Annotated in this window: 22 protein-coding genes; 14 read left to right on the plus strand and 8 right to left on the minus strand. The window is 71.3% G+C overall.

Going from position 1 to position 23,914, the window contains the following annotated elements; translation table 11 throughout:
* Positions 1 to 7: 7 nt before the first annotated feature.
* A complete protein-coding gene (kstR, locus tag AC07EQ_RS18340) occupies positions 8 to 616 on the minus strand; it encodes a cholesterol catabolism transcriptional regulator KstR (protein WP_132490427.1) in 609 nt (202 codons plus the stop codon).
* A gap of 161 nt (positions 617 to 777) precedes the next feature.
* Here kstR and AC07EQ_RS18345 point away from each other — a divergent pair, with 161 nt between their 5' ends.
* Genes AC07EQ_RS18345 through AC07EQ_RS18355 form a run of 3 tightly spaced genes read left to right on the plus strand, consistent with a single transcriptional unit; the run spans position 778 to position 3,816 of the window.
* Positions 778 to 2,031 carry a glycosyltransferase family 4 protein gene (locus AC07EQ_RS18345; RefSeq protein WP_478389102.1) on the plus strand — a complete coding sequence of 418 codons (1,254 nt, stop codon included), beginning with the start codon at positions 778 to 780 and terminating at the stop codon, positions 2,029 to 2,031.
* A gap of 2 nt (positions 2,032 to 2,033) precedes the next feature.
* Positions 2,034 to 2,756, plus strand: coding sequence for a class I SAM-dependent methyltransferase (locus AC07EQ_RS18350; RefSeq protein ID WP_478389158.1), 723 nt, complete (start codon positions 2,034 to 2,036; stop codon positions 2,754 to 2,756).
* The gene (locus AC07EQ_RS18355; RefSeq protein ID WP_478389103.1) at positions 2,743 to 3,816 is read left to right on the plus strand and encodes a prenyltransferase/squalene oxidase repeat-containing protein; all 1,074 of its coding nucleotides are present in this window, start codon (positions 2,743 to 2,745) and stop codon (positions 3,814 to 3,816) included. Before AC07EQ_RS18350 ends, AC07EQ_RS18355 begins: the two co-directional genes overlap by 14 nt.
* A gap of 409 nt (positions 3,817 to 4,225) precedes the next feature.
* On the opposite strand, the gene AC07EQ_RS18360 is transcribed toward AC07EQ_RS18355, so the two are convergent.
* On the minus strand, positions 4,226 to 4,909 hold the full coding sequence (locus tag AC07EQ_RS18360) for a class I SAM-dependent methyltransferase (protein ID WP_478389104.1): 684 nt from the start codon (positions 4,907 to 4,909) through the stop codon (positions 4,226 to 4,228).
* A gap of 201 nt (positions 4,910 to 5,110) precedes the next feature.
* Between AC07EQ_RS18360 and AC07EQ_RS18365 the strand changes: the two genes are divergently transcribed.
* The 5 genes from AC07EQ_RS18365 to AC07EQ_RS18385 are packed head-to-tail and all read left to right on the plus strand — an operon-like array spanning position 5,111 to position 9,898.
* Positions 5,111 to 6,163, plus strand: coding sequence for an acyl-CoA dehydrogenase family protein (locus AC07EQ_RS18365; protein WP_478389159.1), 1,053 nt, complete (start codon positions 5,111 to 5,113; stop codon positions 6,161 to 6,163).
* An 8-nt stretch (positions 6,164 to 6,171) separates the two neighbouring features.
* Positions 6,172 to 7,344 carry an acyl-CoA dehydrogenase family protein gene (locus tag AC07EQ_RS18370; protein ID WP_478389105.1) on the plus strand — a complete coding sequence of 391 codons (1,173 nt, stop codon included), beginning with the start codon at positions 6,172 to 6,174 and terminating at the stop codon, positions 7,342 to 7,344.
* Between the two features lie 12 nt (positions 7,345 to 7,356).
* On the plus strand, positions 7,357 to 8,313 hold the full coding sequence (locus AC07EQ_RS18375) for a bifunctional MaoC family dehydratase N-terminal/OB-fold nucleic acid binding domain-containing protein (RefSeq protein ID WP_478389106.1): 957 nt from the start codon (positions 7,357 to 7,359) through the stop codon (positions 8,311 to 8,313).
* The gene (locus AC07EQ_RS18380; protein ID WP_478389107.1) at positions 8,310 to 8,735 is read left to right on the plus strand and encodes a MaoC family dehydratase; all 426 of its coding nucleotides are present in this window, start codon (positions 8,310 to 8,312) and stop codon (positions 8,733 to 8,735) included. The genes AC07EQ_RS18375 and AC07EQ_RS18380 overlap by 4 nt, the downstream gene beginning before the upstream one ends.
* Positions 8,732 to 9,898, plus strand: coding sequence for a lipid-transfer protein (locus tag AC07EQ_RS18385; RefSeq protein WP_478389108.1), 1,167 nt, complete (start codon positions 8,732 to 8,734; stop codon positions 9,896 to 9,898). Before AC07EQ_RS18380 ends, AC07EQ_RS18385 begins: the two co-directional genes overlap by 4 nt.
* A 503-nt stretch (positions 9,899 to 10,401) precedes the next feature.
* Here AC07EQ_RS18385 and AC07EQ_RS18390 read toward each other — a convergent pair.
* A complete protein-coding gene (locus AC07EQ_RS18390) occupies positions 10,402 to 11,376 on the minus strand; it encodes a helix-turn-helix transcriptional regulator (RefSeq protein ID WP_478389109.1) in 975 nt (324 codons plus the stop codon).
* Positions 11,377 to 11,439: 63 nt separating this feature from the next.
* Here AC07EQ_RS18390 and AC07EQ_RS18395 point away from each other — a divergent pair, with 63 nt between their 5' ends.
* Complete coding sequence (locus AC07EQ_RS18395; protein ID WP_478389110.1) at positions 11,440 to 12,807, plus strand: FAD-binding oxidoreductase; 1,368 nt, start codon at positions 11,440 to 11,442, stop codon at positions 12,805 to 12,807.
* Positions 12,808 to 12,879: 72 nt separating this feature from the next.
* Here AC07EQ_RS18395 and AC07EQ_RS18400 read toward each other — a convergent pair whose 3' ends face one another.
* Positions 12,880 to 13,845: a GlxA family transcriptional regulator gene (locus AC07EQ_RS18400; protein ID WP_478389111.1), complete on the minus strand. Its 966-nt coding sequence runs from the start codon at positions 13,843 to 13,845 to the stop codon at positions 12,880 to 12,882.
* A 19-nt stretch (positions 13,846 to 13,864) separates the two neighbouring features.
* On the opposite strand from AC07EQ_RS18400, the gene AC07EQ_RS18405 reads away from it, so the two are divergent.
* On the plus strand, positions 13,865 to 14,785 hold the full coding sequence (locus tag AC07EQ_RS18405; RefSeq protein ID WP_478389112.1) for an NmrA family NAD(P)-binding protein: 921 nt from the start codon (positions 13,865 to 13,867) through the stop codon (positions 14,783 to 14,785).
* Here AC07EQ_RS18405 and AC07EQ_RS18410 read toward each other — a convergent pair.
* The 4 genes from AC07EQ_RS18410 to kstD all read right to left on the minus strand — a co-directional run bounded on the left by AC07EQ_RS18410 (position 14,772) and on the right by kstD (position 19,220).
* Complete coding sequence (locus AC07EQ_RS18410; RefSeq protein ID WP_478389113.1) at positions 14,772 to 15,782, minus strand: 2Fe-2S iron-sulfur cluster-binding protein; 1,011 nt, start codon at positions 15,780 to 15,782, stop codon at positions 14,772 to 14,774. The genes AC07EQ_RS18405 and AC07EQ_RS18410 overlap by 14 nt on opposite strands.
* 72 nt (positions 15,783 to 15,854) lie before the next feature.
* A complete protein-coding gene (locus AC07EQ_RS18415; RefSeq protein ID WP_478389114.1) occupies positions 15,855 to 16,190 on the minus strand; it encodes a hypothetical protein in 336 nt (111 codons plus the stop codon).
* A complete protein-coding gene (locus tag AC07EQ_RS18420; protein WP_478389115.1) occupies positions 16,187 to 17,326 on the minus strand; it encodes a 3-ketosteroid-9-alpha-monooxygenase, oxygenase component in 1,140 nt (379 codons plus the stop codon). The genes AC07EQ_RS18415 and AC07EQ_RS18420 overlap by 4 nt, the downstream gene beginning before the upstream one ends.
* A gap of 220 nt (positions 17,327 to 17,546) precedes the next feature.
* Positions 17,547 to 19,220 carry a 3-oxosteroid 1-dehydrogenase gene (kstD, locus tag AC07EQ_RS18425; protein WP_478389116.1) on the minus strand — a complete coding sequence of 558 codons (1,674 nt, stop codon included), beginning with the start codon at positions 19,218 to 19,220 and terminating at the stop codon, positions 17,547 to 17,549.
* A 145-nt stretch (positions 19,221 to 19,365) separates the two neighbouring features.
* On the opposite strand from kstD, the gene AC07EQ_RS18430 reads away from it, so the two are divergent.
* The 4 genes from AC07EQ_RS18430 to dmpG all read left to right on the plus strand — a co-directional run bounded on the left by AC07EQ_RS18430 (position 19,366) and on the right by dmpG (position 23,874).
* On the plus strand, positions 19,366 to 20,943 hold the full coding sequence (locus AC07EQ_RS18430; RefSeq protein ID WP_478389117.1) for an FAD-binding protein: 1,578 nt from the start codon (positions 19,366 to 19,368) through the stop codon (positions 20,941 to 20,943).
* Positions 20,944 to 20,947: 4 nt separating this feature from the next.
* Positions 20,948 to 21,736 carry a 2-keto-4-pentenoate hydratase gene (locus AC07EQ_RS18435; protein ID WP_478389118.1) on the plus strand — a complete coding sequence of 263 codons (789 nt, stop codon included), beginning with the start codon at positions 20,948 to 20,950 and terminating at the stop codon, positions 21,734 to 21,736.
* A gap of 64 nt (positions 21,737 to 21,800) precedes the next feature.
* The gene (locus tag AC07EQ_RS18440) at positions 21,801 to 22,694 is read left to right on the plus strand and encodes an acetaldehyde dehydrogenase (acetylating) (protein ID WP_478389119.1); all 894 of its coding nucleotides are present in this window, start codon (positions 21,801 to 21,803) and stop codon (positions 22,692 to 22,694) included.
* 136 nt (positions 22,695 to 22,830) lie between these two features.
* Positions 22,831 to 23,874, plus strand: a complete 1,044-nt coding sequence (gene dmpG / locus AC07EQ_RS18445) for a 4-hydroxy-2-oxovalerate aldolase (RefSeq protein WP_478389120.1) — start codon at positions 22,831 to 22,833, stop codon at positions 23,872 to 23,874.
* The last annotated feature ends 40 nt before the right edge of the window (positions 23,875 to 23,914 follow it).

A 23,914-nucleotide genomic window follows, 5' to 3' on the forward strand; every position in this document is an offset into this window, starting at 1 on the left:
GGAAGACTCACGCCAGCAGCAGGCGGACGGTGAGCTCCAGGCGGTTGGAGACGTCGGACGCGGATGCGCGGCGGGTCACCCAGGCCACCAGGTTGGACAGCCACACGTCGCCAATCACCCGCGCGATCGCCTTCTCCTCGTCGGTGGGATCGTCGACGGTCATGGCGTTGGTGAAGAACCGCTCGACCAGCGCCGCGACGGTGTCGACCTCGGCCGCCGCCGAGGTGTCGGCGAACATGAACGCGCGGGTCATCGCCTCGGTCAGCTGCGGGTTGCGCTGCAGCGTCTTGGTGGTGCGGTTGAGCACGAACATGACCCGCTCGTAAGGCGTTTCGCCGGGGATCTTCGTGCGGTCCATCTTGTCCTGGGCCCGCTCGAACTCCCTGGCCAGGCCGGTCACCAGCAGGTGGATCTTGGACGGGAAGTACCGGTACAGCGTCCCCAGCGCCACGTCGGCCTTCTCCGCGACGGTGCGCATCTGGACCGCGTCGTAGCCACCCTTGGTGGCCAGCGCGATTGTGGCGTCGATGATTCGCTTGCGGCGTTCGTGCTGGGCAGTGGAACCGGTCTCGTCGTCCCGGAGCGCCTGCAGCACATTCCGCGAGGTGCTTGCCATGCAGCGTCGGTCCCCTCGAAGACTCGTTGGTCGAAACGCGTGGTGGTCACCACGCGGCTCGTCGCCGCACCACCCTGACGGGTTAAGGTGATCGACGTGGTTCGATCGAAACATGTTCCAGTCTACCCAGCCCGCCGGGCGCGGGCTGTGTGAGGTGAGCCGTGCGGATCGCGTTGCTGTCCTACCGGAGCAAGCCGCACTGCGGCGGACAAGGCGTCTACGTCCGGCACCTCAGCCGCGGGCTGGCGGAACTGGGCCACCACGTCGAGGTGTTCTCCGGCAAGCCGTACCCGGAGCTGGATCCCGGGGTGGATCTGACCGCGGTGGACAGCCTCGACCTCTACGACGACGCGGATCCGTTCCGCACTCCGCACTGGCGGGAACTGCGTGACGCCGTCGACCTGCTGGAGGTCGGCACCATGTGGAGCGCCGGCTTCCCCGAACCGCTGACCTTCAGCCTGCGGGCGGCGAAGCTGTTGCGAGCCCGGCGTCACGAGTTCGACGTGATCCACGACAACCAGTGCCTCGGTTACGGCCTCCTCGCCCTGCAGCGAGCCGGGATTCCGCTGGTCGCGACCGTGCACCACCCGATCACGCACGACCGCCAGGTCGACCTGGCCGGGACGACCGGCTGGCGGCGGGTCGGCGTGCGCCGCTGGTACGGGTTCACCCGCATGCAGGCGCGGGTGGCCCGCCGGATCCCGCAGCTGCTGACCGTTTCGGAGTCCTCGGCCGCCGACATCCGGCGCGACTTCGGCGTGGCCGCGAAGCAGCTGCAGGTGGTGCCGCTGGGCGTGGACGCCGAGGTGTTCAAGCCGCCGGCCGCGCCCCGGGTGCCCGGCCGCATCGTGGCGATGGCCAGTGCGGACACCCCGATGAAGGGCATCGGCACGCTGCTGGAGGCGGTCGCGAAGCTGCGCACCGAACGCGCCGTGGAGCTGGTGCTGGTCGCGAAGCCGACGCCCGGCGGACCGACCGAGCAGCGCATCGAGGAGCTGGCCATCGGCGACGTGGTGCGCACCGTCAGCGGCATCAGCGACGCCGAGCTGGCGGAGTTGCTCGGCTCCGCCGAAGTGGCCTGCGTGCCGTCGCTCTACGAGGGGTTCTCGCTGCCGACGGTCGAAGCGATGGCCTGCGCGACGCCGCTGGTGGCCAGCCGCGCCGGGGCGATCCCGGAGGTGGCCGGGCCGGACGGCGAGTGCGCCGACCTCGTGCCGCCCGGCGATGCCGAGGCGCTGGCGACGGCGCTGGCCGGGCTGCTCGACTCGGCCGATCGGCGGCAGCGGCTCGGCGCGGCCGGCCGGGCTCGGGTTTTGGCGAAGTACAGCTGGAAATCGGTGGCAGCGGCGACGGTCGACTGCTACGCCGAGGCGATCGCGCGGAGGGCGCGCGCCGGGGAGGGAGCAACTTGCTGACGGTGGACTTCGACAAGCTCGGTGTGCAGCCGGGCCAGCGGGTGCTGGACCTGGGCTGCGGCGCGGGGCGGCACGCCTTCGAGCTCTACCGGCGCGGGGCGGACGTGATCGCGTTCGACCAGGACGTCGCGGAGCTGGAGAACGTGGCGGCGATGTTCGCCGCGATGAAGGCCGAGAACCAGGTGCCCGACGGCGCCGCCGCGCAGACCGTCTCCGGTGACGCGCTCGCGCTGCCCTTCCCGGACGAGCACTTCGACTGCGTGATCGCCTCGGAGATCATGGAGCACGTCCCCGAGGACGAGAAGGCGATGCGCGAGCTGGTGCGCGTCGTCAAGCCCGGCGGCCGGGTGGTCGTGACGGTCCCGCGCGCGTGGCCGGAGAAGATCTGCTGGGCGCTGTCGGACGAGTACCACCAGGTCGAGGGCGGCCACGTGCGGATCTACTCCGCCGACGAGCTGATCGGCAAGCTCCGCGACGCGGGCCTGCGCCCGGCGTTCCAGCACTACGCGCACGCGCTGCACTCGCCGTACTGGTGGCTGAAGTGCGCGGTCGGCACCGACAACGACGACCACCCGCTGCCCAAGCTCTACCACCGGATGCTGGTGTGGGACCTGATGAAGGGGCCCTGGATCACCCGCACCGCCGAGCGCCTGCTGGACCCGGTGATGGGCAAGAGCATCGCGGTCTACCTGGGCAAGCCGGGATCGGCCCGTGCCGGGGCCTGAGGTTCCGGGCGTGCTGTCCGCCGAGGCGGCCGTCCAGACCGGCAAGGCCATCGCCGCGACGCAGCTGGCCTCCGGCGCGGTGCCGTGGTTCCCGGGTGGGCACGTGGACCCGTGGGACCACGTCGAGTCGGCGATGGCGATGGCCGCGACCGGGCTGCTCGCCGAGGCCGAGCGCGCCTACGAGTGGCTGCGCGCGACCCAGCGCCCGGACGGCTCCTGGCCGTTGCAGGTCCGCGACGGGCGGATCGAGGACGCCGGGTCGGACACCAACTTCTGCGCGTATCCGGCCGTCGGCGTCTGGCACCACCTGCTGATCAGCGGCGACGACGGGTTCGCGGAGCGGATGTGGCCGGTGGTGCGGGCCGCCATCGACTTCGTGCTCACCGCGCAGCGGGAGCGGGGCGAGATCGACTGGGCCGTGGGGGAGTCGGGCATCCCGACCGGCGAGGCGCTGCTGTCGGGCTGCTCCAGCATCCACCACAGCCTGCGCTGCGCCCTCGCGCTGGCCGAGTACCTGGACCAGCCGCAGCCGGGCTGGGAGGTGGCGCTGGGCCGGCTCGGGCACGCGCTGCGCCACCACCCGGAGGCGTTCACGCCGAAGCACCGGTACTCGATGGACTGGTACTACCCGATCCTCGGCGGGGCGTTGCGCGGCGAGGCCGGGCGGCAGCGGCTGTTCGCGCGCTGGTCGGACTTCGTCGTGGACGGGCTCGGGGTGCGCTGCGTCGACGACCACCCGTGGGTCACCGGCGCGGAAACCTGCGAACTGGTGCTGAGCCTGGATGCGCTGGACGAGCACGACCGGGCCCGTGACCTGCTCGCGGCGATGCAGCACCTGCGCGACCCGGACGGCTCGTACTGGACGGGCCTGGTCTACGCGGACGGCAAGCGCTGGCCGGAGGAGCGTTCGACCTGGACCGGAGCAGCGGTGGTCCTGGCGGCGGACGCGCTGTCCCGCGCGACGCCGGGCAACGGCATCTTCCGGGGCGAGAAGCTCCCGGTGGGCCTGCCGCTGGAGAACGTCCCCTGCTGCGAACTCGAGAACGTCTCCGGCACCTGACGGACCGTTCGGCGCCTGGTCGATCGTCCGCTGACGTCGGTGCCCACCGGGTCCATCCGCAATTTCAATGGAAATCGGACCTCTGATTTCCATTGAAATTGCGGAAGTTGTCCACAGCCTTCGGCGTGTCGTGGCCAGACACACCGGTGAGGCCCAGTTTTAACTGAAACTGGATCTCACTGGTTCCCTTGGGCCTTTTCGTCCTGATCTGCGGTATCAGGCCAGGTCCCAAGGGGTCGTGAGTGGCTATGGTCGCTATAGCAGCCATGACCACTCGCGACCCGGCGACGCAGGCATCACGCACGGAGCATCGAAAACGCTCCTTGGAACCCGTAGCGGTTTCAGTTGAAACTGTGGACCTTGGGGCAGGGGCCCGTTGGGGGTCGTTTGGGATTCGGGGGTTCGGGCTTCAGGGGCGGGTGCCTGGTTCGCCCGTTGTGCGTAGGAGGACCCGGAGGGAGCCGACGACTCGGGTTTCGCGGAACGCTCCCGTTTCCAGGGCTCGGCAGTAGATCCGGTAGGGCGCTTGGCCGCCGTCTTCCGGGTTCGGGAAGACGTCGTGGATGACCAGGGCTCCGCCCGGCGCCAGCCAGTGCGCCCAGCCCTCGTAGTCCGTGCTCGCTGCCGTGTCCGTGTGGCCGCCGTCGATGAACAGCAGCGACAGCGGCGTTCGCCAGAACTCCGCGACCGCTCCGGAGCGGCCGACGATGGCCGTGACCTCGTCCTCCAGGCCGGCCGCGGCGATCGTCCGGCGGAATTCGCCCAGCGTGTCCAGCTTGCCGACGACCGGGTCGACCAGGTTCGGGTCGTGGTACTCCCAGCCCGGCTGGTGCTCTTCGGAGCCGCGGTGGTGGTCGACCGTGACGATCCGGCCTCCGGTACGGCGGGCCGCGGCGCCGAGGTAGATGGCGGACTTGCCGCAGTAGGTGCCGATTTCGACCGCCACGCCGGTGCCGAGGTGCTCCAGCGCCGCCTCGTAGAGCGCCTGGCCCTCCGCCGGCGGCATGAATCCGGTGGCCCGCTCGGCGAGCTCGCGCAGATCCGCCGGGATCGGGGGGTGCTGCTCGCGGTCGGTGGCCGATCCCTGCGTCACGTGCGTCCTCCGTCTGGTCCGGTTCGGTGCCGCCGGAATCCTACCTCCTGAACTGGGCAGTTCCGGTAGAACCTGTTGTCTTTCGCCGGGTCTGGGCGCGGTCGTCAACGTTGTCGGGGCATCCGACCGCTTGCAATGCGGTCCGCCTGCCGGTACTACTAGAACAAGTTTCAATACCGGGCGATGGATGGGGCGGGTCGGATGGAGTTCGCCTTCGGGGAAACGCAGAAATCCGTGCAAGATCTGGCCGCCGAGGTGCTGCGACGCGAATCCGGTCGCGGCGCACCAGGCGATGGAACCCGTTACGACGAGGCGATCTGGAAGGCGTTGGGCGACGCGGGGCTGCGGTCCCTGGCGGTGCCGGAGCGGCTGGGCGGGGCGGGACTCGGCGTGCTGGAGACGGCGATCGTCCTCACCGAGATCGGGCGCGCGGCGGCCGACGTCCCCGCCCTGAGCACGCTGGCCTTCGGCGTCCTGCCGGTCGCGCGCCACGGCACGCCCGCCCAGCAGGACGAGCTGCTGGACGGCAGGATTCTCACCGCCGCGCTGAACGAGCCGTCGTCGCCGCTGCCGGACGAGCCGCGCACCGAGGCGGTGGACGGCCGCGTTTCCGGTACGAAGACCGGTGTTCTGCACGCCGACCTCGCGCACCGGATCCTGATCCCCGCGAGCACACCCGACGGTCCCGGAGTCGTCCTCGTCGATCCGGCCGCGCGAGGCGTGACGCTGCACCAGGTGCGGTCGTCGTCCGGCGTCGAATGGTCCGTCCGCCTCGACGATGCGCCCGGCGAGTTCCTCGGCGGCGCGCCGGACCGCGAGGTGCTCGCCGACCTGCACGCATGCGCGCTCGCGGGCATCTGCGCCGTGGGTGACGGCACGGTGGCCGGCGCGCTCGGCCACACCGCGGAACACCTGCGCACCAGGCATCAGTTCGGCAAGCCGCTGGCCGCTTTCCAGGCCGTCGCCCAGCAGATCGCCGACGTCTACATCGCCGCCCGCACCGTGCACCTGGCCGCGCAGTCCGCGTCCTGGCGGCTGGCCGCCGGGCTCGACGCGGCCGAGGACCTGGCGGTCGCCGCGTGGTGGCTCGCCGAGGAGGCCCCGGCGGTGCTGCAGACCTGCCACCACCTGCACGGCGGCCTCGGCCTGGACATCACCTACCCGCTGCACCGCTATTCGTCGCTGATCACCGACCTCGCCCGGCTGGCAGGCGGCGCGCAGCACCGCCTGGACGTGCTCGCGGCGCGAGCCTGAGGAGGGGCATGTTCATCGAACTCACCGCCGGGCAACGCGCCCTGCAGGACGAACTGCGAGCCTACTTCGGCGATCTCGTGACGCGCGATGAGCGCGAGCGGATGGCGGTGGACCGGCACTGCTCCGCGCACCGCGACGTGGTGCGCCGGATGGGGCGGGACGGCTGGCTCGGCGTCGGCTGGCCCGTCGAGTACGGCGGGCGCGGCTTCGGCGACGTCGAGCAGCTGATCTTCGCCAACGAGGCCGCCCGGGCGGACGTGCAGTTGCCCGCCGTGACGCTGCAAACGGTCGGGCCGACCCTGCAGGCCTATGGCACGCCCGAGCAGAAGGCGTTCTTCCTGCCCAAGATCCTGGCCGGCGAGATCCACTTCGCGATCGGCTACACCGAGCCCGACGCGGGCACGGACCTGGCCTCGCTGCGCACCGCGGCGGTCCGGGACGGTGACTCCTACGTGGTCACCGGGCAGAAGATCTTCACCACCGGCGCGCACGACGCCGACTACATCTGGCTGGCCTGCCGGACCGACCCCGATGCGCCCAAGCACAAGGGGATCTCGATCCTCATCGTGGACACCCGCGATCCCGGCTACTCGTGGACGCCGATCATCACCTGCGACGGCGCGCACCACGTCAACGCCAGCTACTACCAGGACGTCCGGGTGCCGGTGGACATGCTGGTGGGGGAGCAGGACAGGGGCTGGAAGCTGATCACCACCCAGCTCAACCACGAGCGCGTCATGCTCGGCCCGGCCGGGCGCATCGCGGGAATGCGCGACCGGGTGCGCGAGTGGGCACGGGGCCGGGCCGCGCCGGACGGCACGCCGCTGCTCGAACTGCCCGACGTGCGCCGGGTCCTCGCGCGGGTGCGCGCCTGCGAGCGGGTCAACGAGCTGCTCAACTGGCAGGTCGCGGCGGCGGCCGCGCTCGGGCCGGTGGCCGTCGCGGACGCCTCGGCGACCAAGGTGTTCTCCTCGGAGCGCATCCAGCACCTGGGCCGGCTGCTGGCCGAGGTCGTCGGCCGCCACGGCGATCCGTCCGATGTGGACACCGCTGACCTGTTCGCCTGGCTCGACGTGCAGTACAAGCGCAACCTCGTGCTCACCTTCGGCGGTGGGGTCAACGAGGTGCAGCGCGAACTGATCGCCACTGCCGGGCTCGACCTGCCACGCGTGCCGCGCTGAGCCGGAGGGAACATGACCAGCACTGCCACCGCGACGGACGCCATCCTGGCCGCCGCCGACCGCATCCAGCAGCGCGGGCCCAGCGCCCCGAGAGCCGCGCGCGATCCCGTGAACCTCCCGATGATCAACAACTGGGTGGAGGCGATCGGCGACGCCAACCCCGTCTACACCTCGGCGGCCGATGCGGCCGCATCGGTCCACGGCGGACCGGTCGCGCCCCCGGCGATGGCGCAGGTGTGGACGATGGGCGGCCTGCACCCGGACCGCGACACCGACGACCCGCTGTACGCGATGATGGCCGCGCTCGACGACGCCGGGTACACCTCGGTCGTCGCGACCAACTGCGAGCAGACCTACCACCGGTACCTGCGGCACGGCGAGCAGCTCACCGTCACCACCCGGCTGGACGGCGTCGTCGGGCCGAAGAAGACCGGGCTCGGGGAAGGCTGGTTCGTCACCACCCGCAACACCTGGTACGTCGGCGACGAGCCGGTGGCCGAAATGCTGTTCCGGGTCCTGAAGTTCCGCCCGCCGGAGCGGAAACCCGAAGCGCCGCAACAACGATCCGGCGCCGACGTGATCCGGCCGGCGATCGACCGGGACACCGCGTACTTCTGGGAGGGCACGGCGGCCGGCGAGCTGCGCATCCAGCGCTGCGGGCAGTGCGGGCTGCTGCGGCACCCGCCGGGGCCGATGTGCCCCGAGTGCGGCGCTACCAAGCGGACCTACCTGGTTTCCGAGGGAGTCGGCGAGGTCTACAGCTACATCGTGCACCACCACCCGCCGGTGCCGGGCAAGGAACTACCGCTGGTCGTCGCTCTGGTCGAGCTCGACGAAGGCGTGCGGATGCTCGGCGAGCTGCGCGGCGTCGACCCGGCGGCGGTCGAGATCGGCCAGCGGGTCGTGGCCGACTTCCAGCGGATCGACGACGAACTGGTGCTACCCGGATGGAGGCCGAAGGCGTCATGACACTGGCTCGAACGCGGTCGCTCGCCGAAGTGGGCATCGGCGACGCGCTGCCGGAGGAACGCATCGAGGTCTCGCCGACCTTCGTGGTCAGCACCGCCATCGCCACCCGCGACTTCCAGGACGTGCACCACGATCGCGACCTCGCGGTGGCCAAGGGCTCCAAGGACATCTTCGTCAACATCCTCACCACCACCGGCCTGGTGCAGCGCTACGTCACCGACTGGGCCGGGCCGGAGGCCCTGGTTCGCGGGGTGGCGATCAAGCTCGGTGTGCCGTGCTACGCCTACGACGTCCTGACCATGCACGGCCAGGTCCTGGAGCGGGACGGCGACGTGCTCGTCGTGGAGGTGCTGGGCCGCAACAGCCTCGGCACGCACGTCACCGGCACGGTCCGGGTGGAACTTCCGGAGGTGGCGCGATGATCTCGGGCGAAGCGGCGATCGTCGGGATCGGCGCGACGGAGTTCTCCAAGGACTCCGGGCGCAGCGAGCTGCAGCTGGCCGCCGAGGCCGTCCGGGCCGCCCTCGCGGACGCCGGGCTGGAACCGTCCGATGTGGATGGTCTGGTGACCTTCACGATGGACAACAACACCGAGACGGCCGTCGCCCGGGAACTGGGCATCCCGGAGCTGAGCTTCTTCAGCCGCATCCACTACGGCGGCGGCGCGGCGTGCGCCACGGTGCAGCAGGCCGCGATGGCCGTCGCCACCGGCGTGGCGGAGGTCGTGGTCTGCTACCGGGCGTTCAACGAGCGCTCCGGGAGCCGGTTCGGGCAGGTGCAGGCCGCGGCCGCCGCGGCACCGACCTCGTCGGGGCTGGACAACAGCTGGTCGTACCCGGTCGGCGTGGCCACGCCCGGCGCGCAGGTCGCGATGTTCGCCCGCCGCTACATGCACGACTACGGCGCCACCAGCGAGGACTTCGGCCGTGTCGCGGTGGCCGACCGCAAGCACGCGGCGACCAACCCCCACGCCTGGTTCTACCAGCGGCCGATCACCCTGGCCGACCACCAGGCGTCGCGCTGGATCACCGAGCCGCTGCGGTTGCTGGACTGCTGCCAGGAAAGCGACGGCGGGGTGGCGATCGTGGTGACGAGCCGGGCGCGGGCCGCGGACCTGCCGCACCCGCCCGCCGTCGTGGCCGCGGCCGCGCAGGGCAGCGGCGCCGGCCAGTTCACCATGACCAGCTACTACCGCGACGACCTGGCGGCGCTGCCGGAGATGGGTGTGGTGGCCCGGCAGCTGTGGCGGCAGGCGGGGATCGGGCCGCAGGACGTCCAGGTCGGCATCCTCTACGACCACTTCACGCCGTTCGTCCTGGTGCAGCTGGAAGAACTGGGCTTCTGCGGGCGCGGCGAGGCGAAGGACTTCATCGCCGGCGGTGCGATCGAGCTCGGCGGGCGGCTGCCGCTGAACACCCACGGCGGCCAGCTCGGCGAGGCCTACATCCACGGCATGAACGGCATCGCCGAGGCGGTCCGGCAGGTCCGGGGCTCGGCGGTGAACCAGGTCGACGACGTCGGGCACGTCGTGGTCACCGCCGGAACCGGCGTCCCGACCAGCGGCCTGGTGCTCTCCCGGACGTGAACCTCGTGAGCGCTTTGGAGTGGAGTGAACGGACCGTTCGTGCCGGTAGGCGAGGTGAACGGTCCGTTCGCTTCAGCCATCCGAACTTCGGCAGGAGCTGTTTGTGTGGAGTGAACGGACCGTTCGTGCCGGTAGAGGATGTGAACGGTCCGTTCACTTCAGCCTGCCGAAGGCGAAAGCCGCCACGAGGCATGCTCTGGTGGAACCAGGGTCAGCAGGACTCGCCGCACTTGGCGCAGACGCGGCCGCCGCCGCCCTGCTTCGGGACCGGGGCGTGGCCGCCGCCGGCCGGGCATTCGTCCATGTTCGGGACGTGCGGGGGTCTGCATCGGAGTGCGATCCGGCCTCGGTACTGCGCGACTTTGGCTCGGATTGCACCGCCGACACCCATGGTTCACTCCTGATCTTCGTGCCCTCGGCCTTCACGTCGGCCGAGATCGCTTCGAGGAAAAGGTGCAAACGGTCGGTTTCTCGGGGGAAATTCGGGCACTCACCGTGGTCGGCTACCCGGACAGCACGTCGAGCAATCGCCCGAGACGTGATCGCAGGTGATCGCGCAGGTCGTCCGGGGCGTCGATGGTGAAGTCGGCGTCGAGGACGGCCAGGTCGAGGACACGGCGGGTGATCGCGGGCAGCGCGTCTTCGCCGAGCCGCACGGTGCAGCTGTGCTCGTCGATCGGGGTGACCCGGTCCGGCAGCAGCGGGTGCAGGTGCTCGCGCACGGTCTCGGCGGGGGCTTGCACCGTGATCCGGGCGGAGTAGCGGTAGGGCGCGTCGATGATCGAGCGCCGGATATGTGCGGCCGGGCTATCCGCGGGGAGGCCGCGCGGTTCGAAGCGGCGGCCGGTGGCCAGCGGCCGGATCAGGCGGTCGGCGCGGAAGGTGCGCCAGTCCTCGCGATCGCGGTCGAAGGCGATCAGGTACCACAGGCCGCGCACCGCGACCAGGCTGTGCGGTTCGACCCGCCGGGATTCCGTTGCGCCGCCGCGCTTCTCGTAGTCGAAGGACAGCACTTCGTGGTCGCGGCAGGCCGCCCCGATGAGGGCCAGCGTCCCGGCGTCGACCTGCGGGCCGTCGCGCACCACCACCGGCACCGTCGCGCCCGCGAGGGCCCCCACCCGGCCGCGCAGCCGGGCCGGGAGCACCTGCTCCAGCTTGGCCAGCGCGCGGATCGAGCTCTCCTCGATGCCGGTCACGCTGCCGCTCGCGGCGGTGAGCAGCCCGGCCGCCACCGCGACGGCTTCGTCGTCGTCGAGCAGCAGCGGCGGCAGGTTCTTGCCCGAGGCCAACCGGTAGCCGCCCGCGGTGCCGGTGGTGCTCTCGACCGGGTAGCCGAGCTCGCGGAGCCGGTCGATGTCGCGGCGCACGGTGCGGCCGGTGACCTCCAGCCGGTCGGCGAGCTCGCCGCCGGACCACTCGCGGCGGCTCTGCAGCAGCGACAGCAGGCGGAGCAACCGGGCGGGCAGCGTCGTGGTCATGTGCTCAGGATCGCACACCACTTAGGACAAGAACTGTCCTCAAGGATGGTTAACGTTCCTGGCATGGCACCAAACGAATTCGCCGCACTGACCGACCGCGTGCAGGGACCGGTTTTCCTGCCGGGAGACACCGACTACGACGCCGAACGTTCCGGATTCCTGGCCTTCGACCAGCGCCGACCGCAGGTCGTGGTGGGCGCGGTCGACGCGGAGGACGTGCGGGCGGCGGTCGAGTTCGCGGCGGCGCGGGACCTGCCGGTGGCGGTGCTGAGCACCGGTCACGGCATCGCCTCCGAGGTCGAGGGCGGCGTGCTGATCACGACCGGTCGCATGTCGGAGGTCCGGATCGACGCCGGGCGGCGCACCGCGTGGTTCGCCGCGGGCGTGCGCTGGGGCCAGGTGGTCGAGGCCGCGGCGGAGTTCGGGCTGGCGCCCCTGTCCGGCAGCGCACCGCACGTCGGCGCGGTGTCCTACACCCTCGGCGGCGGCCTCGGGCACCTCGGGCGGCGCTACGGCTACGCCGCGGACCACGTGCGCGCCATCGAGATCGTCACCGCCGACGGGCGGCTCCGCCGCGTCACCGCCGAATCCGACGCCGAGCTGTTCTGGGCGCTGCGCGGCGCGGGCGGCAATTTCGGCGTGGTGACCGGCATGGAGGTGGACCTGATGCCGGTCGCGAGCCTCTACGGCGGCGGCCTGTACTTCGACTCGCACCTGATCGGCGACGTGCTGCGGACCTGGCAGCAGTGGACCCGCGACCTGCCGGAGGAGATGACCTCCTCGGTCGCGCTGGTCCCGTTCCCGGACGTTCCGGCCCTGCCGGAGCCGCTGCGCGGCCGCCACGTCGTGCACGTGCGCATCGCGCACTCCGGTGATCCGGCGGCGGGGGAGCGGCTGACCGAGCCGCTGCGGGCCGTCGGGCCGCGGCTGATCGACTCGGTGCGCGAGATGCCGTACCGGGAGGTCGGCTCGATCAACAACGACCCGGTCCAGCCGATGGGCTACGTCACGGACAACGCGATGCTGCGCGACTTCGACGACGCGGCGATCAAGACGCTGCTCGACCTGGTCGGCCCCGACGCGCCGCAGCGGTGCGTGGTCGAGGTCCGCCACCTCGGTGGCGCGCTGTCCCGGCCGGCGGGCAACTGCGTCGGGCACCGCGACGCGCCGTACGTCTTCGGCGTCAACTCCAAGGTCGACGAAGCCACCGTCGACGCGGCCCGCGAGCTGCAGAGCCGCGTCATGCGCGAGATGTCCCCGTGGTCGACGGGCGGCCGCAACCTGAACTTCCTGGCGGGCGGCAGCGCCAATCCGGAAGGCGTCCGCGCGGCATACGACCCGGCGGACTACGACCGCCTCAGCGCCCTGAAGAAGGCCCGCGACCCGAAGAACCTCTTCCGCCTGAACCACAACATCCCGCCGGCGCGCTGATCAGTGTTCCTGCAGGTACTCACGGCACGTGACCAGCGTCGATGCGGAACCGCGGGTGCCGGTCGGTTGAGGTCACCGCTCGCCGTGGCGGGCGCGGTAGTCGCCGGGCGACATCCCGCACTCCCGCCGGAAGTGCTGCCGCAGGGGCACGGCGTGGGTGTAGCCGCAGCGTTGCGCGATGCGCTCGATCGTCAGGTCCGTGGTCTCCAGCAGCCGGCAGGCCAACCACAGCCGCTGCCGGGTCAGCCAGCGGACCGGGCTGATCCCGACCTGCCGGCGGAACTGCCGGTTGAAGGTGCGCAGGCTCATCGAGGCGTGCTCGGCCAGTTCGGCGACCGGTAGATCGCGGTCGAGGCGCTTGATCGCCCAGTCCAGCGTCGCCGCCAGGCTCGGCCCCGTGGTGCGATTCGCCGGTCCTGGCCGGGATTGCGCCTGGTCGCCGCTGCGGTGCGGGGAGGCGATCATCCGGCTGCCGACCTGGGCGGCGACGGCCGCGCCGAGATCGTCGGCGACCAGCCGCAGGCACAGGTCGATGCTCGCCGCGGTGCCCGCGGCGGTGAAGTAGCGGCCGTCCTGCACGTAGAGCGCGTCGGGCCGCACGCGCACCTGCGGGTGCTCCCGGGCGAACTCCGCGGCGAACATCCAGTGGGTGGTGGCCGCTCGCCCGTCCAGCAGCCCGGCCTGCGCCAGCACGAAGGTGCCGCCGCCCAGGCCGATGATGCGGGCACCCCGGCGCCCGGCCTGCCGCAGCGCCCTCAGCAGCGACGCCGGTGCGGGCGTTCCGGGTGCGTCGCAGGACGGGACGATGACCGTGTCCGCTTCGGACAGCGCGGCCACTCCCGCGTCCAGCCGCAGCCGCGCGGTCGGCTGCACCGGCACGGAGCGGCTTCCGACCGCGCACAAGGAGAATTCGTACCAGTCGGGATGCAGGTCGCGGCGATCGGTGCCGAAGATCTCGGCGGGTGCGGCCAGCTCGAACAGCGGCAGACCGGGCAGGACCGGGACCACCACCCGGCGCGGTCGACCAGTGCGCGGCATGGCCAGAACATATCCAGTGATGGCCGGTTCGTTGCTGGCCGGCCCGGGCGCCGCGCCGGACGATCGGGTGGTGAAGATCCTCATCACCGCCGCGACCGGCAGCGTCGGCCGCGAGCTCACCGAACTGCTGCGCGGCAACCCCGACGTGCGCTACCTGGTCCGCTCCGACCGCTCCGCCGCCTCGCTGGGGCCGGTGGCCGGTCGCGTCATCCGCGGCGACGCGGGCGATCCCACCGACGTGCGCGCCGCAGTGGACGGTGCCGAGCGCCTGTACCTCGCCCATCCCTACCGTTCGGGTCAAGCGGAGGCCGAGATCGGCCTCGCGCGGGCGGCCTTGGAAGCCGGGGTCACGCGGATCGTGAAGTTGGGGGCCCTGCCGTGGCGCACCGCCGACGAGCCCGACCCGGTCACCGGGGCGCACGAGGTCGTCGTCGACCGGCTGCAGGCGATGGGCGTGCCGGAGCTGACCGTGCTGCGGCCGGACCGGTTCCTGCAGAACTTCTTGGGCCAGCGCGATTCCATCGCCGCTGGGGCGCTCGCCGATCCGGGAGGGGCGGGGGCGCGTGGTTTCATCGACACCCGCGACATCGCCGAGGTGGCCGCCGCCGAGCTGCTCGCGGAGCGGCCGGTCGGTGGCCAGCTGTTCCTCAGCGGCCCCGAGCGGATCACCGTCGAGCGGTTGGCCGGCGAATTCGGCGCCGTCCTGGGGAGTCCGGTCCGATACCGAGACGTCGTGCCCGACGCCGAATGGCAGGCCGGACTGGTGCGCGCAGGGTTGTCGGCCGAGTACGTCGCGGGGTTGGCCGCGCTCTACCGCAACTACCGCGCGGAAGCGGAGTCCGAGCTGGGAACCGGCGTTCAGGAGGTCCTCGGGCGGCCGCCGCTCTCGGCGGCGGACTTCGCCTCGGACGTGCTCGCCGGAGGCCTCAATCGTAGGTGATGTGGACCTCGTCGGTGATCGGGAGGGACTGGCAGGCCAGGATGATCCCGTCGTCGAGGTCCTCCTGGTCGAGGACCGAGTTCTGGAGCATCTTCACCTCGCCGCTCCGGATCCGGCAGGCGCAGGCGCTGCACGCGCCTTCGCGGCAGGAGAACGGCGCGTCCAGGCCCTTTTCCAGGAGCAGGTCCAGCAGGCGCTTCTGGCGTGGCCACGCGAACCGGTGGTGTTCCCCGTCGAGCTCGACCGCGATCGTCGCGGTGTCCTCGGCCGGTTCGGGCGCTTTGGGCCGCTTCTTCTCGAAGGGGTTGCGCTTCAGGGAGACGAAGCGTTCGACGTGGGTCCGGGCGCGCGGGACTTCCAGGTCCTTCAGCGCTTCCGAGGCGGCGTCCATGAAACCGCCTGGGCCGCACACGAAGCACTCGTGATCCGCGAACGGCCTGATCAGCTCGCGCAGTGCGGGCACCGTCGGGAGGCCTTGCACCGACTCCAGCCAGTGCACCACGACGAGCCGGTCGGGGTGCCGGGCGATCAGATCCCGGAGCTCGGCGGCGAAGATGACCGAATCCTCGTCCTGATTGGCGTAGACGATCACCACGCGCCCGGTCCCGGCCGCCAGCACCGACTTCGCGATGGACAGCACCGGCGTGATCCCGCTGCCCGCCGCGAGCAGCAGGAAGTTCTCGTCCAGCGAACCCGGCGTGAACGCGCCGCCGGGCGGCAGAACGTCCACAGTGGTCCCGGCGACGACGTTGTCACACAGCCAGTTCGAGCCGTAGCCGGCTCGCTTCACCGTGACCTGCCACGCCTCGTCGACGTGCGGCGAGCTGGACAGGGAGTAGCTGCGCGCTACCGAACCGGTGCGATCGCTGGGGATTCGCAGGGTGAGGAACTGGCCGGGCCGGTAGGACCACTCCGGCGGTGGCTCGAACACCAGCGACCGGCTGTCCCGGGTCTCGTCGATGACCGCGGCGACCCGCAGTCGGGCGGGTTCGGGCATCACTGGCTCCTGAGGTCTGGGTGGGCCCGGTGGGTCTGGTCCGCAATTTCCATTGAAATCGAACCTTCGATTTCAATGGAAATTGCGGTCGGGACCGTGCGGTGGGGTCTCGATCAAGCCGTCGCGGGCGGCGGCGTCGATGCTCTCCAGCACGTCGGTGCAGGACTCGGCGACCTCGCCCGGGCGGTCGGCGAACGTCGCGCACCGGCGAGCGCCTTCGGCGGTCCACTGGATGCTGGTGTGCTGCGGGCTGTTCTTCTTCGCCAGCACGCGGACGCCGCAGCGCGCGCACTCCACCGGGCACAACCCCGACCGCAGGTAGTCGGCCCGGTCGGCGGCCGTGCCTTCGCGCACCCTGGCCAGCGCCGCGGGCCGGTCGGCCAGGTCCGGTGCCTTCGCCCAGGTCATGAGCTCTCCGCCTGCTTGCGCGCGAGGTTCTCCGCGACTTCCCGCTCCCACACCTCGTTCGCGCGGCCGGTGTCCACTTCGAACTCGAACCGCGCCACCATGTCCTCGCTGACGTCCTCGACGTCCACGTAGAACTGCTCGTACCAGCGGCGCAGCTGGTAGACCGGGCCGTCCTCCTCGCACAGCAGCGGGTTGTCGATCCGCGTCTTGTTCCGCCAGATCTCCACGTCCTGCAGGAACCCGACGCCGGTGTTCTTGGCGATCTTGGCCGCCAGCTTGTCGGCCTGCTCGTCGGAGAGCCCCGGCAGCTTCTTGACCAGCACGCCCCACTGCAGCACGAACGAGTCGGCGGTGATCGGGTAGTGGCAGTTGATCAGGATCGTCTCGATGGTGTAGCCGTGGTACTCGTTCCACAGCCGGTCGATCATGTACGACGGCCCGTAGTACGACGCCTCCGAGCGCACCTGGTTGTCGCTACCGGAGTAGGTGCCCGCGCCGATGTCCGGGCGGCCCTTGGTGGTCAGGTACTGGCTGGCGACGTGGCCCTCGAAGACGTTCTTGAAGTACGTCGGGAACGCGAAGTGGATGTAGAAGAAGTGCGCCATGTCCACCACGTTGTCGACGATCTCGCGGCAGTTCGAGCCCTCGATGCGCACGGTGTCCCAGGTCCAGTTGCTCCACTCGTCGGAGAACGACTCCGGCAGGTGCGGGATCGTCACGTCCGCCGGGGGCGGGTTGCCCTGCGGGTCGTTCCACACGAACAGCTGCTTGTTCTCCTCCATCGCGGGCCACGCCTTGGTGCGGGCGCGCAGCGGGATCCGCTTGGCGTAGGGGATTCCGGTGCAGCGGCCGTTGCCCGCCCAGCGCCAGTCGTGGAACGGGCAGGCGACCGCGTTGCCCTTGATGGTGCCTTGCGTGAGGTCGCCGCCCATGTGCCTGCAGTAGCCGTCGAGCACGTTGAGGCCGCCGTCCTCGCCCTGGAACACGACGAGCTTGGTGCCGAACGCCTCCACGGCGTGCGGTCGGCCGTCCTTGAACTGCTCGGCCGGTCCGAGGCAGTGCCAGCCGCGCGCGAACCGGGTCGGTGGAGTCCCGACGTCGATGGTGCGCACCTCGTCGTTGTTTGCCGCCGTCATCTCGTCCCTTTCGCTCGTACCGCCTCAGTAGGCTTTTGAAAATGCGGCGTTAGCCGCATGCGGTGGGGGACTCGACTTGCACCGCCGCGGGTTCTCAGACGTCGTCTGGCGAGGACAGCCCCGATGCCGTGTATTGGGCATACATAAATCGGGGCTCCCACAGTCCAGACGTCGTCTGAGGTTCCGCTACCCGCACCGCTACGCAAGCCCATTGCCGAATTCACCCCTCAGTTGCCAGGTGTTGCGCGGCGAGATATCCGAAGGTCATCGCTGGGCCGAGGGTCGCACCCGGTCCGGCGTAGGTGCGGCCCATCACGGCGGCGCTGGTGTTGCCCGCCGCGTACAGGCCTTCGATGGGCGTGCCGTCTTCGCGCAGCACTCGCGCGTGCACGTCGGTGCGCAGGCCGCCCTTGGTGCCGAGGTCGCCCGGCACGATCTTCACGGCGTAGAACGGCGCTACCTCCAGCGCGCCCAGGCTCGGGTTCGGCTTGTTGCGCGGATCGCCGTAGTAGCGGTCGTATCCGGAGTCGCCGCGCTGGAAGTCGGCGTCCACCCCGTTGCGGGCGAAGCCGTTGAACCGGTCGATCGTGCGGCGCAGCGCGTCGGCGGGCACGTCGATGCGCTCGGCCAGCGCTTCGACCGTCGCCGCCCGCTGGACGGCCCCCGTCTTGTACCAGCGGCCCGGGAACGGCTGTCGCGGGCCCAGGCCCGCGAACATGTACCGGTTGCGGTAGCGCTGGTCGGCGATCAGCCAGGTCGGCATGTGCCGCCCGGGCCCGTCGCCGGGGCCGTACATGGCGTGCACCGCGTCGACGTACGGCGCGGCCTCGTTGACGAACCGCTCTCCGTCGCCGTTGACCAGGATGCAGCCGGGCAGGGTTCGTTCGGCGAGGCAGAACCACGGCCCGCCGGGCAGCGGGATCGACGGCCCCCACCACGCGTCGTCCATCAGCTCCGTCGCCGCACCGAGCCGCTGGGCGGCGGTGATCGCGTCTCCGGTGTTGGCCTTCGCGCCGACGGTCCACTGTGTACCGATCGGTTCGCGCTGGTGCTGCTTGCGCAGCTGCTCGTTGTGCTCGAAACCGCCTGCGGCCAGCACGACTCCGCGCCGTGCCACCAGGGTTCGGCGCTCGCCTGCGTGCTCGACGACGACACCGGTGACCCGGCCGTCGTCGTGCTCCAGGTCGATCAGCGGGGTGTTCAGCCACACCGGCACTCCGGCGTCCCGCAGCGCGACCCGCAGCCCCGCGGCCAGCGCTTGGCCGAGCGCGAGCAGGCGCTGCCCGCGGATCCGGGCGAGCAGCCAGCGCGTGCCCACCCGCAGGGCGCGCAGCGGGCCCCGCGGGTGGCGGGCGAGCAGGTTCAGCCACCGGAAGTCGGCCTGCGTGACGACCAGGTTCGCCGGGGCCTTGCCGTAGCCGGGTTCGAGGTCGGCGAGCAGGTCGCCGAGCACCCGGCCGTCCAGTGGCGCGGACTCGATGGATCGCCCGCGCACCCGGCCGCCGGGGGCTTCCGGGTAGTAGTCCGCGTATTCGGGCACCCACCGCATGCGCAGCGGCGTGCTCGGCAGGACGTCGGCGAGCATCCGCGGGCCGGCCGCCAGGAAAGCGGCCTGTCGTTCGGGGTCGACCGCGTCGCCGACGATGTGGGCGAGGTAGTTGCTCGCGGCTTCCGGGCTGTCGGTGATGCCGGCCTCGGCGAGCACGTGGTTGTTCGGTACCCACACGCCGCCGCCGGATCGGGCCGTGGAGCCGCCGAACTTCGCCGCCTTCTCGACGAGCACGGCGTCGAGTCCCTGCCGGGCCGCCGTGAGCGCCGCCGTCATCCCGGCGGCGCCGCTGCCGACCACGACGACGTCGAACTCGGAGCGGGCATCGGGTGTCCCTGCGGTCATCGCACCTCCCTCGCGCCAACCTCGCGGTCAATACTGAAACATGTTATAGATTTCTGTGCCAGTGGCGCTATGGTGTAGCCAGAAAACAGGCACTTGCCTCGATGAATTCACGAAGAGAACCTGTTCCAAACTTGTGAGGGGTGCGATGGTCCAGCGCAGCGCGTTGCACGCCGATGTGGTGATCGTCGGCTTCGGCGTCGCCGGGGCCTGCGCCGCGCTCGAAGCGGCCCGCGCGGGCGCCCGCGTCGTGCTGATCGACCGGTTCGGCGGCGGCGGTGCCAGCGCCCTGTCCGGTGGCGTCGTCTACGCCGGTGGCGGCACCCGGCAGCAACGCGCGGCCGGCGTGCCGGACACGCCCGAGGAGATGTACGCATACCTGCGGGAAGAGGTCGGCGACGCGGTCGGCGCGGACACGCTCCGCCGGTTCTGCGACTCCAGCGCCGACATGATCACCTGGTTGGAGCAGCAGGGCGTGCCGTTCGAGGGAAGCCTCTGCCCGTACAAGACGTCGTACCCGAGCAACCGGCACTACCTCTACTACTCCGGCAGTGAAGCGGCGGGCGGCTTCCGGGATATCGCCGTGCCCGCCCCGCGAGGCCACCGCACGAAGGGTCGTGGCACGTCGGGGAAAGTGCTGTTCGCGGCGCTGGCGGAGGCGGTGCGCCGGGCCGGGGTCCAGGTGCTCACCGAGACCCGTGCGCGCGAGCTGGTGCTGGACGCCGATGGCCGGGTCTGCGCGGTGGACTGCGAGCGCGTCGGCGGAGCCGCTCGCCGCGTGCACCGGGCGTTGAGCCGCGTCGCGGCGAAACCCGGGCTGTACGTGCCGAAGCTGGCGCGGCTGCTGCACGGCCGGGTCGAGCGGCTGGAGCGGCGCGGCGAAGCCGTGCGGATCCACGCGGACCGGGCGGTGGTCCTGGCTGCGGGCGGATTCGTGGCCAACCGGGAGATGATGCGGCGATTCGCGCCCGCCTACCGGGGCGGGCTGCCGCTGGGCACGCGGGGAGACGACGGCAGCGGCATCCGGCTCGGGCAGGACGCCGGCGGCGCGGTCGGCAAGCTGGACCGGGTCTCGGCATGGCGTTTCATCAGCCCGCCCAGCGCGATGCTCAGCGGCGTCCTCGTCGACCGGGACGGCCGGCGGGTCGGCGACGAATCCCGCTACGGCGCCGCGCACGGGCAGGCGCTCGTCGAGCGGCACGGCGGGCGGGGCTGGCTACTGGTCGACCAGCGGTTGCAGCGGCTGGCCAAGCAGCAGCTGCGCAGCCAGACGGTGTGGTTCCAGCGGCTGCAAGCGCGGTACCTGCTCTCGACCGCGGCGACCGGCGACACGCTCGAATCGGTCGCCCGTGCAGCCGGTGTCGACGCGACGGGACTGAAGACCACAGTGGACAGCCACAACATGGCTGCGCACGAAGGGAAGCCCGATCCGGCGGGCAAACCCGCCGAGTTCGTCCAGGTCCTGGACCGGCCGCCGTTCGCGCTGCTGGACGTCTCGATCCGGCCGAGCCTGGCCTACCCGTGCCCGATGCTCACCGTCGGCGGGCTGCTCGTCGACGAGGGCACCGGGCAGGTGCGGGACGAGCACGGCGGCACCGTTCCCGGCCTGTTCGCGGCCGGTCGCTCGGCGGTCGGCGTGTGCTCGGAGTCCTACATCAGCGGGCTGTCGCTGGCCGACTGCGTGTTCTCCGGCCGCCGGGCCGGGCTCAACTCGGCGAAGGGGTGAACGGATGCTGGCAGCTGACGCGCGCGCCGAGGTGGCGCAGCGGCTTTGGGACGCCGAGCGCGATCGCGCGCCGATACCGCCGCTGGTGGAAACGGTGCCGCGGCTGGACGCGGTCGACGCCTACGAGATCCAGCTGCTGAACGTGCGCCGGCGCGACGAGCCGGTCGTCGGCCACAAGGTCGGGCTGACCTCGCCGGTCATGCAGCAGATGATGGGCGTGTCCGAGCCCGACTACGGGCACCTGCTGGCGAGCATGCGGCTGCCCGAGGGCGAACCGGTCGACCCGCGGCGGTACTGCGTGCCGCGGGTGGAGGTCGAGGTCGGGTTCCTGCTGGGCGCGGACCTGCCCGCGGAGTGCACCGAGGCCGACGTGCTGGCCGGGACCGAGGCGCTGGTGCCGGCGATCGAGCTGATCGACAGCCGGATCGCGGACTGGCGGATCAGCCTGGTCGACACGATCGCCGACAACGCGTCCTCGGCGGGCTTCGCGCTCGGCGCGGCGCGGATCGACCCGGGTTCCGTTGACCTGCAACGGATCGGCGCGGTGCTGTGGCGCAACGGCGAGGCCATCGAGCACGGCCGGTCCGACGCGGTGCTGGGCAACCCCGCCACCGCCGTCGCCTGGCTGGCGCGGAAGGTCGCCGACTTCGGCGTGCGGCTGCGGGCCGGCAACGTCGTGCTGCCCGGTTCCTGCACCCGCGCGATCGACGTGTCGCCCGGTGACGAATTCCGCGCCGACTTCCGGTGCGGGGGAGCCGAACTGGGCTCCGTGTCGGTGTCGTTCGGGTCGTGAGTGGTTGTGGCTGCCCTGGCGACCACAACCACTCACGACACCTGACCTGCAGAAAGGAGGCGGAATGGGCAAGGCGACCGCGGCGATCGTCGGATCCGGCAACATCGGCACCGACCTGCTGCACAAGCTGAGCCGCTCCGCGCACCTCGAACCCCGGTGGATGATCGGCATCGACCCGGCCAGCGCTGGGCTGCGCCGGGCGGCGGATCTCGGGGTCGCGGCGAGCGCGGACGGCGTGGACTGGCTGCTGGACAACCACCGCCCCGACGTGGTCTTCGAAGCCACCTCGGCGAAGGTGCACCGGGCCAACGCGCCCCGCTACGCCGAGGCGGGCATCCGGGCCATCGACCTCACGCCGGCCGCCGTCGGGCCCTACGTGGTGCCGCCGGTGAACCTCGACGAGCACCTCGACGCGCCGAACCTGAACCTGATCACCTGCGGCGGCCAGGCCACCATCCCGATGGTGCACGCGGTGTCGCGGGTGGTGCCGGTCGCCTACGCCGAGATCGTCGCGTCGGTCGCGTCGGTGTCGGCCGGGCCGGGCACCCGCGCCAACATCGACGAGTTCACCCGCACCACCAGCACCGGCATCGAGGTGCTGGGCGGCGCGGAGCGCGGCAAGGCGATCATCGTGCTGAACCCGGCCGATCCGCCGGTGATCATGCGCGACACGATCTTCTGCGCCATCCCGGCCGACGCCAACACCGACGCGATCGGCGCGTCGATCACCAAGATGGCCGCCGAGATCGCCGAGTACGTGCCCGGCTACCGGCTGCTCGCCGAGCCGCAGTTCGACCAGCCGTCGCCGGCCACCGGCGGCATGGCGCGCGCGGCGATCTTCGTCGAAGTCGAGGGCGCGGGCGACTTCCTGCCGCCGTACTCCGGGAACCTGGACATCATGACCGCCGCCGCGGTGCGGGTGGGGGAGCAGCTGGTCGGCAAGGAGGCAGTGGCATGAGTAGCCCTGTGTCAACCCCAGTCCTCCTCAGCCGCACCTTGGGGGAACGTGACGCGAACCAGCCGCAAGAAACCGCGAAACGCGAGATTGAGCCGGCCGCAACCACAACTGTGAAACGCGGAGAGGCGGAACTGGCATGACCGACCTGCCCAACACCTACTCCGGCGCTCTGGACGTGCGGATCACCGACACGTCGCTGCGCGACGGCTCGCACCACAAGCGCCACCAGTTCACCGCGGCGGAGGTGCGCGACATCGTCACCGCGCTGGACGGCGCGGGAGTGCCGGTCATCGAGGTGACCCACGGCGACGGGCTGGGCGGCTCGTCGTTCAACTACGGGTTCTCCCGCACGCCCGAACAAGAACTCATCACCATCGCCGCCGAGACGGCGCGCAACGCCAAGATCGCCGTGCTGATGCTGCCGGGAGTCGGCGTCACCGACGACATCGTCATCGCCCGCAACAACGGCGCTTCGGTGTGCCGGATCGCCACGCACTGCACCGAAGCCGACGTGTCGGAGCAGCACTTCGGCCTCGCGCGCGAGCTGGGCCTGGAGACCGTCGGCTTCCTGATGATGGCGCACTCCCAGCCGCCGGAGTCGCTGGCGAAGCAGGCGCGGATCATGGTCGACGTGGGCTGCCAGTGCGTCTACGTCGTCGACTCGGCGGGCGCGCTGGTGCTGGAGCAGGTGGCCGAGCGGGTGTCGGCGCTCGTCGCGGAGGTCGGCGGCGAGGCGCAGGTCGGCTTCCACGGGCACGAGAACCTCGGCGTCGCCGTCGCCAACTCCGTCGCCGCGGCACGGGCCGGCGCGGTGCAGATCGACGGCAGCGCAAGGCGTTTCGGCGCGGGGGCGGGGAACACTCCGGTGGAGGCGTTCGTCGGCGTGTGCGACAAGCTCGGCATCCGCACCGGGATCGACTTCTTCGCCATCGCCGACGCGGCCGAGGACGTGGTGCGCCCGGCGATGCCCGAGGAATGCCTGCTGGACCGCTCGGCGCTGATGATGGGCTACGCCGGGGTGTACTCCAGCTTCCTCAAGCACGCCGCCCGGCAGGCCGAGCGCTACGGCGTCAGCGAGGCGGCGCTGCTGGTGCGCGCGGGCGAGCGCAAGCTCGTCGGCGGTCAGGAGGACCAGCTCATCGACATCGCGCTGGAACTCCAGCGGGATCGACACGAATAAGAACATGTTCTAGCCTGTGATCACTCGGGAAACGGGAGCG

It is taken from the genome of Saccharopolyspora sp. NPDC045839 (assembly GCF_056431645.1).

Excerpts from the sequence above, each read along its gene's own strand:
- AC07EQ_RS18405 (WP_478389112.1), top strand. The coding sequence starts at position 13,865 with ATGGCCGGTTCGTTGCTGGCCGGCCCGGGCGCCGCGCCGGACGATCGG.
- AC07EQ_RS18415 (WP_478389114.1), bottom strand. The coding sequence starts at position 16,190 with ATGACCTGGGCGAAGGCACCGGACCTGGCCGACCGGCCCGCGGCGCTG.
- AC07EQ_RS18400 (WP_478389111.1), bottom strand. The coding sequence starts at position 13,845 with ATGCCGCGCACTGGTCGACCGCGCCGGGTGGTGGTCCCGGTCCTGCCC.
- dmpG (WP_478389120.1), top strand. The coding sequence starts at position 22,831 with ATGACCGACCTGCCCAACACCTACTCCGGCGCTCTGGACGTGCGGATC.
- AC07EQ_RS18430 (WP_478389117.1), top strand. The coding sequence starts at position 19,366 with ATGGTCCAGCGCAGCGCGTTGCACGCCGATGTGGTGATCGTCGGCTTC.
- AC07EQ_RS18365 (WP_478389159.1), top strand. The coding sequence starts at position 5,111 with ATGGAGTTCGCCTTCGGGGAAACGCAGAAATCCGTGCAAGATCTGGCC.
- AC07EQ_RS18390 (WP_478389109.1), bottom strand. The coding sequence starts at position 11,376 with ATGACCACGACGCTGCCCGCCCGGTTGCTCCGCCTGCTGTCGCTGCTG.
- AC07EQ_RS18435 (WP_478389118.1), top strand. The coding sequence starts at position 20,948 with ATGCTGGCAGCTGACGCGCGCGCCGAGGTGGCGCAGCGGCTTTGGGAC.
- AC07EQ_RS18410 (WP_478389113.1), bottom strand. The coding sequence starts at position 15,782 with ATGCCCGAACCCGCCCGACTGCGGGTCGCCGCGGTCATCGACGAGACC.
- kstR (WP_132490427.1), bottom strand. The coding sequence starts at position 616 with ATGGCAAGCACCTCGCGGAATGTGCTGCAGGCGCTCCGGGACGACGAG.
- AC07EQ_RS18370 (WP_478389105.1), top strand. The coding sequence starts at position 6,172 with ATGTTCATCGAACTCACCGCCGGGCAACGCGCCCTGCAGGACGAACTG.
- AC07EQ_RS18385 (WP_478389108.1), top strand. The coding sequence starts at position 8,732 with ATGATCTCGGGCGAAGCGGCGATCGTCGGGATCGGCGCGACGGAGTTC.
- AC07EQ_RS18420 (WP_478389115.1), bottom strand. The coding sequence starts at position 17,326 with ATGACGGCGGCAAACAACGACGAGGTGCGCACCATCGACGTCGGGACT.
- kstD (WP_478389116.1), bottom strand. The coding sequence starts at position 19,220 with ATGACCGCAGGGACACCCGATGCCCGCTCCGAGTTCGACGTCGTCGTG.
- AC07EQ_RS18380 (WP_478389107.1), top strand. The coding sequence starts at position 8,310 with ATGACACTGGCTCGAACGCGGTCGCTCGCCGAAGTGGGCATCGGCGAC.
- AC07EQ_RS18375 (WP_478389106.1), top strand. The coding sequence starts at position 7,357 with ATGACCAGCACTGCCACCGCGACGGACGCCATCCTGGCCGCCGCCGAC.
- AC07EQ_RS18440 (WP_478389119.1), top strand. The coding sequence starts at position 21,801 with ATGGGCAAGGCGACCGCGGCGATCGTCGGATCCGGCAACATCGGCACC.
- AC07EQ_RS18395 (WP_478389110.1), top strand. The coding sequence starts at position 11,440 with ATGGCACCAAACGAATTCGCCGCACTGACCGACCGCGTGCAGGGACCG.